Genomic DNA, 3,838 nt, shown 5'->3' with positions numbered 1-3,838 from the left:
GCTAAAATGCGGGATTGAAGGCTCTTGCGTTGAAAATTTTGTGAAATTTAGTCGCAAAAAATGTTTCCGCCTCCATTTTTTTATTAATTTAGTCAGCGGTAAACATTTTTTGCTTCGTGCAGTTTTTAGTAGAAATTTCAGGTGTAAAAGCCCGCACTTCAGCAATACGTTTCCCGTTGTGCGACATGCTAAAAAGACAACTCTCAACTTTATAATTCTATCCTACAACCAAAAACTAACTAACAATTTTCGCTATATTTGTTGATTAAAACAATTAGAAGTAATAAATATGGCTGATTTTGCAGGTACAGGAAGAAAAAGACCATTATTAAATATTAGTACTCAGAATTTATTATTAGATCCTGAAAACCCTAGATTGCCACAAGATGTTCAAAGAAAATCTCAAAATGACATTATATTCGCTTTATACAAATTCTTTGATACAGAAGAATTAGCATATTCTATGACCGAAAACGGTTATTTTGATGAAGAACCTCTAGTCGCAGTTCCTGAAAATTTACCTATTGAATTTGAAGGTGTTTCGTATGAAGATTTAAAAGAAAATCAAAAATATATTGAATTTATTAATAATTCTGAAACTAAATTTATTGTATTAGAAGGAAATAGAAGATTATCAACAATCAAACTATTACTTGATGATACCCTGAGAAATGAACTTAAAATTAAAACCTTTCCAACACCTGAAAGCCACATTTTAGATGATTTACAAATTATTCCTGTAATTATTTACCCTGAAAGAAAACAAGTTTTACCTTATTTAGGAGTGCGACATATTTCTGGTATAAAAAAATGGGAGCCATATGCAAAAGCAAGATATGTAGCAAATATGGTTAACGCAGGAAATTCAATTGATGATATTCAAAAACAAGTTGGAGACAGAACTAATTCTGCAAGAAAAATTTATTTATCTTATCAACTTATTGAAGTTGTAAAGGACGAATTTGATATTGACACGACTAAAGCAGAAAATTTATTTTCTTATTTACTTTTAGCAACTGGACAAGGTGGTGTTAAAGATTTTATAGGCTTAGATAAAAAATTACAAAATGTTGATTTAAGTAATCCTATACCAAAAGATAAATTAGATAATTTAAAAGATTTGTTTTCCTGGCTGTTTGGTGAAAAGGAGAATGAAAAACTTCCCGTTATTCAAGAATCAAGAGATATCACGTCTAAGTTATCTCCTGTTTTAAGAAAAGAACACGCAGTCCAAATATTAAGAGAGACTAGAAACTTGGATGATGCTTATGAAATGAGTGATGGTGAAGATGAATTACTAAAGAAAAATTTAAGCAAAGCAAATAGATTATTAGCTATCTCTCTTGGGCTATTTAATGATTCAAATAAAGAATTAGTAATTGATGATATTAAAAAAATTAAGGAAACATTAGATAAAATTTTATTAATAAATAATATTAAATTATAATGCCTACAAAATTAATGGAAAATCCAAATTCTGTTAGTAATGTGGCAGATTGGGTGGAGTTTTACGTTTTTGCGATGAATGATGGTTTATCTAAATCGGAATTACTATCTTATATTGAAGATTCTTCTGGTTCTGAACCTGAACAAGCATTTATCGACGATATTTGGTTAGAACTTGAAAGAAGATTAATTCTTTATGGTGCCAATAAACCGTATCAATTAGATGTTAGAGAAGTTTTACCGTTAATAAATTGGAAAGATTTCCCAGAATATTTAACATGTATTATTTTATCCATTGATGGAAACTCTGTTGATGCTGTAAAAACAGGTAAGTTGTTTGAAAGATTGTCAAGTAAAGCAGTTAGTAATTACTTTTCAGGACATTCAATTATTTATGGTCATCCAAGTAAGCAAACTGTAAAAACAATTGCAACAGATATTTTTGAAACCTTTATTAAAGAACCTTCCTCAAATTTCAATGACAGAGGCGTAGATATAATTTGTTGGAAGCCTTTTAATGATAAAAGGAAAAGTCAAATTACGGCACTTATACAATGTGCTGCTGGATTTAATTGGGATAAAAAATTATTAGGAATACCATACAAAGCTTGGACTCAATACATACATTGGGGAGCCGACCCATTAAAAGGATTTACCGCACCTATTGTGATTAATGAAAAAAGATATGATGATGTTGTGACTGATGCCGGAATTATGTTTGACAGACCAAGAATCTATCAAAATATTCAATATATCAATGCAATCGATACTGATTTAACTACAGATTTAATCAATTGGTGTGAACCAAGAATAAATTCATTTATTGCAAGTTAGTTATGAAGTTTATTGATTTATTTGCTGGTCTAGGTGGTTTTCACAAAGCACTTCATGAACTTGGGCATGAATGTGTATTTGTATCTGAATTAAATAGTGAATTGAGAGACATTTACTATGAGAATTGGAAAATAAAACCTTATGGTGATATTAGAAAGGTAACTTCAGAAAATATTAATTTAATTCCTGAACATGATATTCTTTGTGCAGGATTTCCTTGTCAACCATTTTCAAAAGCAGGAAAACAACTTGGCCGAGAAGATGAAGGTCGTGGAGACTTATTTGACGAAATTATAAAAATTTTAAATTACAGAAAACCAAAATATTTTATTTTAGAGAATGTAGCATTTATTGCAAAACATGATGAAGAAAAAACATGGAATTATATCAAAAATGAATTAGAAAATATTGGTTATAACGTTAAGCAAAATATTTATTCTCCACAAGATTTTGGTATTCCTCAACATCGTAAAAGAATTTTTATTGTTGGCTCATTAAACAATCTTGATTATTTCAATTTTGGTGATATAGATAAACTAAAAACTGATAATATTGATATTAACAGATTTATTGATAAAAAGCCAATTATTACAAAGCATCTATCCAAAGAAAATTTAGAATGTTTGAATCTTTGGCAAGAATTTATTAGATCTATTCCAAAAGAGAATAAAATTATTGGTGCTCCAATTTGGGCTATGGAATTTGGAGCAACCTACCCTTACGAAAATGAGTTTCCTCATATTATGAGTGAAAGAGAACTAGGTAAATACAAAGGTAATTTTGGAAAATCTTTAGCAAATATGTCTAAAGAAATGCAATTAGAAAATTTGCCAAGTTATTCCAGAGTTGAAAAGGAATTTCCAACTTGGAAAAAACGCTATATAAGGGAGTCAAGAAATTTTTATATTGAAAACAAAAAAAATATAAAAGATGTTGTAAAAAAAATTTCAAAACTACCTTCTCAAAGTTGGCAAAAACTTGAATGGAATGTAGGAGAAAATGAAAGAGACATTTTCAATTATATTTTACAATTTAGAGCATCGGGAATTAGAGTTAAAAAAGTTGATTATTTTCCATCGCTTGTTTGTACATCGACACAAGTACCAATTATTGGATGGCAAAAAAGATACATTACTAAAGAAGAAGGTTTAAAACTACAATCTTTAGATGGTTTATTATTACCAAAATCTGAAAATTCTGCTTTTAAAGCTTTAGGGAACGCAGTAAATGCACATATTGTAAAAATAATTGCCAAAAAATTAATCTTAATTGGTGACCAAGCAAGAATAAGCACGATCGCACAACATTGTATTGGCAAAATGCGGGGAGAAGTGCAAAATTGAAAAGCAGAAAAAATAATCCGCTCATGCTTTTCAATTCTGCATTTTTTTGTAAGTTAGCATAATCGAAAAAGCATTCGCTACGTTTGGTCGTTGTTGAACTTTTAGTTCTTCGAAAGCCCGCACTTCGCCAATACTTTTTCCGTTACCTGCAATTTCATCAAAACAGCGTCTATGAAAGAAATTTTCAGAATTTTAATAACATCATTCTTTTTAAT

3 protein-coding genes are annotated in these 3,838 nt (G+C 29.5%); all 3 read left to right on the top strand.

Annotated elements, in window-relative coordinates; genetic code table 11:
* Positions 1-289: 289 nt before the first annotated feature.
* The 3 genes from IV513_RS15050 to IV513_RS15040 are packed head-to-tail and all read left to right on the top strand — an operon-like array spanning position 290 to position 3,623.
* Positions 290-1,447, top strand: coding sequence for a hypothetical protein (locus IV513_RS15050; protein ID WP_209391378.1), 1,158 nt, complete (start codon positions 290-292; stop codon positions 1,445-1,447).
* Complete coding sequence (locus IV513_RS15045; protein WP_209391377.1) at positions 1,447-2,280, top strand: hypothetical protein; 834 nt, start codon at positions 1,447-1,449, stop codon at positions 2,278-2,280. Before IV513_RS15050 ends, IV513_RS15045 begins: the two co-directional genes overlap by 1 nt.
* Before the next feature lie 2 nt (positions 2,281-2,282).
* Positions 2,283-3,623, top strand: a complete 1,341-nt coding sequence (locus IV513_RS15040; RefSeq protein ID WP_209391376.1) for a DNA cytosine methyltransferase — start codon at positions 2,283-2,285, stop codon at positions 3,621-3,623.
* The last annotated feature ends 215 nt before the right edge of the window (positions 3,624-3,838 follow it).

The organism is Chryseobacterium sp. RR2-3-20, from assembly GCF_017808115.1.
Classification (GTDB): Bacteria; Bacteroidota; Bacteroidia; order Flavobacteriales; family Weeksellaceae; genus Chryseobacterium; species Chryseobacterium oryzae.
This window is presented reverse-complemented; position numbering and strand designations above follow the sequence as displayed.